At 64.2% G+C, this 5,132-nt stretch carries 6 protein-coding genes; 4 read left to right on the forward strand and 2 right to left on the reverse strand.

The window, feature by feature from the left end; translation table 11 throughout:
- Positions 1-95 precede the first annotated feature (95 nt).
- The gene (locus tag ACFQX9_RS29525) at positions 96-821 is read left to right on the forward strand and encodes an SOS response-associated peptidase (RefSeq protein ID WP_204514016.1); all 726 of its coding nucleotides are present in this window, start codon (positions 96-98) and stop codon (positions 819-821) included.
- Positions 822-940: 119 nt separating this feature from the next.
- On the opposite strand, the gene ACFQX9_RS29530 is transcribed toward ACFQX9_RS29525, so the two are convergent.
- Positions 941-1,234: a hypothetical protein gene (locus tag ACFQX9_RS29530; protein WP_204512607.1), complete on the reverse strand. Its 294-nt coding sequence runs from the start codon at positions 1,232-1,234 to the stop codon at positions 941-943.
- A 605-nt stretch (positions 1,235-1,839) separates the two neighbouring features.
- Here ACFQX9_RS29530 and ACFQX9_RS29535 point away from each other — a divergent pair.
- The gene (locus ACFQX9_RS29535; RefSeq protein ID WP_204512608.1) at positions 1,840-2,049 is read left to right on the forward strand and encodes a hypothetical protein; all 210 of its coding nucleotides are present in this window, start codon (positions 1,840-1,842) and stop codon (positions 2,047-2,049) included.
- 214 nt (positions 2,050-2,263) lie between these two features.
- Positions 2,264-3,160 (forward strand): 3'-5' exonuclease, encoded by an 897-nt coding sequence (locus tag ACFQX9_RS29540; protein ID WP_204512609.1) that lies wholly within the window; start codon positions 2,264-2,266, stop codon positions 3,158-3,160.
- 13 nt (positions 3,161-3,173) lie between these two features.
- Here the strand turns inward: ACFQX9_RS29540 and ACFQX9_RS29545 are convergent, their stop codons facing one another.
- A complete protein-coding gene (locus ACFQX9_RS29545; RefSeq protein WP_204512610.1) occupies positions 3,174-3,359 on the reverse strand; it encodes a DUF3606 domain-containing protein in 186 nt (61 codons plus the stop codon).
- Positions 3,360-3,903: 544 nt separating this feature from the next.
- Here ACFQX9_RS29545 and ACFQX9_RS29550 point away from each other — a divergent pair.
- A partial coding sequence (locus ACFQX9_RS29550; protein ID WP_377791266.1) for a helix-hairpin-helix domain-containing protein occupies positions 3,904-5,132 on the forward strand: 1,229 nt, incomplete at its 3' end.

Raw genomic sequence — 5,132 nt, forward strand, 5'->3', positions numbered from 1 at the left:
CAGCGGGCTTTGTCCGCGCAAACAGGCCGGACATCTGATAGCAAGCGATCTGGCCAAAAGTCTGCTACAATCCTGACAAGTGGGGGGCCGTCCACATCTGCAATCTCTACTCGATCACGACCAACCAGGCCGCCATCGGCGAGCTGTTCCGGGTGGTCAACCGCTACGTCGGCAACCTGGCGCCGATGCCAGGCGTGTTTCCGGACTACAAGGCGCCGATCATCCGGACCGGCGCCGAGGGCCGCGAGCTCGCCACCGCACGGTGGGGCATGCCGTCGTCGTCAAAGGCTCTCATGGACGCCACCAAGAAGCGCGCCGAGAAGCTGCAAGCGAAGGACAAGACGGTCGATTTCAAGGAATTGCTCGGGATGGAGCCGGACGGCGGCACGACCAACATCCGTAATGTGAAGAGCAAGCACTGGACCCGATGGCTCGGGGTCGAGAACCGTTGCGTGGTGCCGTTCAACTCGTTCAGCGAGTTCAACAAGGCCGAAGGCGGTGACATCTGGTTCGCCCTCGATGAAAGCCGGCCCCTCGCCTGCTTTGCCGGCATATGGACCAACTGGACGTCCGTCCGGAAGGTCAAGGAAGGCGAGACCACCAACGACCTCTACGCTTTCCTGACGACGGAGCCGAACGCCGAGGTCGGCGCCATCCACCCGAAGGCGATGCCCGTGATCCTGACCACGCCCGACGAGGTCGAGACCTGGATGACCGCGCCTGCAGACAAGGCCCTGAAGCTGCAGCGGCCGCTTCCGGACGGGGCGCTCCGGATCGTCGCCCGGGGCGTCAAGGAAGATCCGGCGGGGCGAGCGATGTGAACGTTCGCAGCCCGACCCCGGTTAGGGGGCCGAGTAGATCTGCGGCCGAACGGGCGTCGCGGGCCAGAAGTTTTAGGCCCGCAGATGCCGCCTACGCGTTCTGGAGCGCCGCCGTGCGATCACTTCTGGTCCGGTCGCTTGGCGGGCGGACCATTCTTGTTTCCAGGCAGGCCCTTGATATTCGAGGTGTCCTGCTGCTGCACCGTCGGATTTTGCTGGTTCATCGTCGAGCTGGAGCCGACAGTGTCGCCGGGCTTGACCGCCGGGCCGTTCTTGTTTCCGGGCTGTCCTGATATGCCCGCGCCGGAATTCTGGGCGCTCGGTGCCGCCGATACGTCTGGCTTCGTCTGGGCGAGAGCCGCGGGAGCCGTTGCAGCCAGCGCAAGCGCGGCCAAGCTCACAATCCATTTCATGAGACATCCCTCCTTGGGATCAAATTTCGCCGGAACGGGCAATCGATCACCGCGAACGTGTGCCCGACACGCACGTTCCTCATGGAAGGGCAATAAAGGTAGCGGCGCCACGGATGATTCAGGCGAGGGGGCGGTCTAACAAGCGTAGCCCCGCCTTGGGGGGCTTTTGGGGGGCTGAGGCGGAGCCACGCAGGCCTTCGGTTGGCCGAGGCCCACCAAGTCAACCGGGTCTGGCCACGCTCCTTCCCAAGGCGAAGCCCAGCGCGCAAGTGCCAGCGCGGGCGCGCTTTACTTTTCTGGTGGGCGGAGCGGGCTGTCCACCCATTTGCGTGCGGTCGGGTCGCGCAGGGGATCGCCATCGCACTTGGCGCAGACGTAGCGTAGCCGCCCCTTCCGAGCTTCGTCCGGAAGAGCCGTCATCGGCCTGCCGCACTCCGGGCACGCCTTGAGCAGCGCCATCTGATTTTCCCCCTGCAATCGCTAGTGTAGGTCCGCCGACACAAGGGACTCAAGCAAGTCGCGGAAAGTTGTCCGGGCAGGCGGGGCTTCTTGACTCCGCGGTCGCAGGCCATTCAACTCACGGCAGTGATGTTGCGGGGTGCGTCATGGAGCAGGAATTCTATCAGGGTCTCGCCCAACGGGTCCGGACCATCGCCGAGAAGGCCGACCCGTTCACCAGGCTGCGCCTGCTGGATCTAGCCAAACGGTACGACGCCAAAGGAGGCTCGCGCCCCGCGCACTCGGTCGAGCGCCCAATTCCGCTGCCGCGCACGACATCGCCGGCGCCGATCCTCTCCGGACTTGGCGAGGCCTGACGCCCAGCTAATTCTTGACTATATCGCCCTCACAGTACGGAAAGAGCCGGCCGCCCCCCAACGCCACATGCGCTGGAGACGTGACGGCCTCAACGCGGCCGAATTGAAGTCGCTAGGCCCGAAAACGCCGTGAATCCCCTGTCTTCCCGGTACCGTGTGGGCCGGGATTGTGCAAAATCGGTCTGATCGCACCCGGGACACTTCTTGAGAGCCGATGTTTCAAGACACCATCAGCCTGGCCGCCATGGCGGAGGCGTTGAGCCAGTCGGCGGACTACCGGGTGTTGCGGCGCCTGGTCCCTCGAGAGCCGTGCAAGGCGACTGTCGGACAGGGGGCAAGGACTGGCATCCTGCTGGACACTGAGACCACCGGCCTCGATCACGCCAGGGACGAAATCATCGAGCTCGGGATGGTCAAATTCGACTACTCGGCTGATGGTCGGATCGTCAGCCTCCGCGACACATTCTCCGCCTTCAACGAGCCGTCCGCGCCCATCCCGCCCGAGGTGACGGCGCTCACCGGCATCACCGACGACATGGTGGCTGGCCACAAGATCGAAGAGGCCGCGGTGAACGCCTTCGTCGACGGCGCGGTGATCTCGATCGCGCATAACGCGGGCTTCGATCGCAAATTCGCCGAGCGGTACTGGCCGGTGTTCGAAGGCATGGCCTGGGGTTGCAGCGCGACCGAGGTCGATTGGCGAAAGCACGGTTTCGTAGGTGCGCAACTCGCGTATCTTCTAAACGGCGCCGGATTTTTCCACCAGGCCCACCGGGCGGTGGACGATTGCCACGCTCTGCTGGAGATCTTGGACTTCACGCTTGCAATGACCGGAGCGCCGGCGCTCGCGCTCCTGCTGGAGACAGCCCGCAAGCCAACCGTGCGCGTCTGGGCCGAGCAGTCGCCGTTCGAGCTCAAGGATTCGCTGAAAAAACGCGGGTACCGATGGAACGACGGCAGCGATGGTCGTCCCAAGTCCTGGCACATCGACGTCTGCGAAACGGCGCTCGACGACGAGATCACGTTCCTGAGGTCCGAGATCTACCTACGCGACGTCGAGCCGCGTCTGCAGACGCTGACCGCCTTCACCCGCTTCTCGTGCAGGGTCTGAGCGCCGCAGGCCGTCAGCGGCCGAGGCGCTTCTCGACCTTCTTGCGCGAGTTGCCGACTTTCTTCGCGGCCTTCTTGACCGAGGCGGCGGAGCGGCCGGTCTTCTTCGCCTCATAGCCGACCTCGTACTTCTGCCCGCCTGCGACGCGCGCCCGGTCCTGCTTGCGTCCTCGCGCGGTCTTCTTCTTCGCGGCTGCCATCGCGCACCTCCTTCTGCGAATCTTGGCGGTGCAACGCCCCAAGGATTCCGGAGGTTCCCCAAGCTCCTCGCAGTTGCCATAAGCCCTCAGACCGTGAGCGACGCACCCGTCTCTGCTTCATCTTCAAACAGCGAGAGGCTATGCGATCTCTCCGCGAACGTTTGGCATCGCGCCCACGCACTAGGTTCCTAATGGACCAGCCGAACCGGCCTCCAGTCCCGACCGACCGAACCATCGGCCGTGGCCTGCGTTTACCGAGATCATGTCTGACGCATTTGATTACTTCCGCGCCGACGCCGTGCGGGCTCTTTGCAAAGCGCGGTCGATGCCGCGGGGCAGGATGAAGCATCTGCAGCTGATTGCGGGGCGAATTTATAATCTCCTCAAGAAGGAGGCCGCTTATAGCCCGAACACGGAGCACCTTGAGGACTTCCGGGCAGCGCAAAAACTTGAGGCATCTCTCGATCCCCGGCGCGATGACGGCTCACCCACTAAGGGAGCCTTTGCGCCGGTGAGGCCCGGCGCGGAACGGGAGGCTCGTTGAGTGGCCTCCGTCGATGTTCGCACGATCGCCAGTCTCCTGCGAGAATACGCACAGCGGACAGCGTTGCGTGGCGGCAACCCCTACAGGGCCAAAGCCTACACGCGGGCCGCAGACAGCTTGGCGGCCCTTGCCGTCCCTCTGGACGTGTTCATCGCCGAAGACCGACTGACCGAAATCCCCGGCGTCGGCGATGCCATTGCTGACATCATCACCAAGCTGCACAAGACGGGCACCCATCCGAGCCTTGAGAAGCTCCGGAAGGAGATACCCGAGGGCGCGCTCGAGATGCTCGCCGTTCCCGGCCTCCGCCCCGAGAAGGTGCTGCGGCTCTACAAGGATCTCGGCATCACCTCGCTCGCCGAGTTGGAGGCCGCCGCCAAGGACGACCGCATCAAGAAGGCCAAAGGCCTCGGCGCCGCGCTGCAGACGAAGATTCTGCAGAACCTTTCCATCGCGAAAAGCGGAGAAGGCCGCCTCCATCTGCACCGTGCCGCCGTCCTGCTCGCGCACGCCAAGGATTCGCTCCGCAAGGCCCGGCCGGAGCTTAAACGCGTGACGATCGCAGGCGACTTCCGCCGCGGCTGCGAACTCGTCGGCGACCTCACGATCGTCGCGGAGGCTGTCAAGATCCAGAAGGCGACGAATGCTTCGGCGGCGGACGGACTGCAAATCCGCTTGTCCGACCGCAATCACTTCGGCGCCGCCCTTCTTTTCGGCACCGGCTCAGCCGCTCACATCGAGAGGCTCCAGGCTTTGGCCGCGGAGAAAGGAATGCGGCTGGAAAGCGACGGGTTGCACAAGGGTCGCACCCTGATCGCCGGCGACGAGGCCCAAATCTATAGTGCCCTCGGCCTGCCGTTCATCGATCCTGAACTCCGTGAGGGCCGCGGCGAGGTCGAGCTGGCGCTGAAGGGCAAGTTGCCGAAGCTCGTCACTGACAAGGACCTGCGCGGAATCCTTCATTGCCACACCGATGCCTCCGACGGCACGGAGACCTTGGAGACGATGGCCAAGGCCACGCGCCAGCGCGGCTTCGAGTATTTCGGGGTCGCCGACCACTCCAAGTCCGCGCACTACGCAGGCGGTCTCTCGGAGCAAGAGATCGCCCAGCAGCACCGGGACGCCGACCGGTTGAACAAGCGCTTCGGCAAGGATTTCCGGATCCTGAAAGGCATCGAGTCCGACATTCTGGCCGACGGCTCGCTGGACTATGCAGACGACGTGCTGCA

Origin of the sequence: Bradyrhizobium sp. GCM10028915, from assembly GCF_042666195.1 — a bacterium.
GTDB classification, from domain to species: Bacteria; Pseudomonadota; Alphaproteobacteria; order Rhizobiales; family Xanthobacteraceae; genus Bradyrhizobium; species Bradyrhizobium canariense_D.

What these genes read in the sequence shown, in the direction of transcription:
- ACFQX9_RS29530 (WP_204512607.1), bottom strand. Translation starts at nt 1,234, where the DNA reads ATGAAATGGATTGTGAGCTTGGCCGCGCTTGCGCTGGCTGCAACGGCT.
- ACFQX9_RS29535 (WP_204512608.1), top strand. Translation starts at nt 1,840, where the DNA reads ATGGAGCAGGAATTCTATCAGGGTCTCGCCCAACGGGTCCGGACCATC.
- ACFQX9_RS29540 (WP_204512609.1), top strand. Translation starts at nt 2,264, where the DNA reads ATGTTTCAAGACACCATCAGCCTGGCCGCCATGGCGGAGGCGTTGAGC.
- ACFQX9_RS29545 (WP_204512610.1), bottom strand. Translation starts at nt 3,359, where the DNA reads ATGGCAGCCGCGAAGAAGAAGACCGCGCGAGGACGCAAGCAGGACCGG.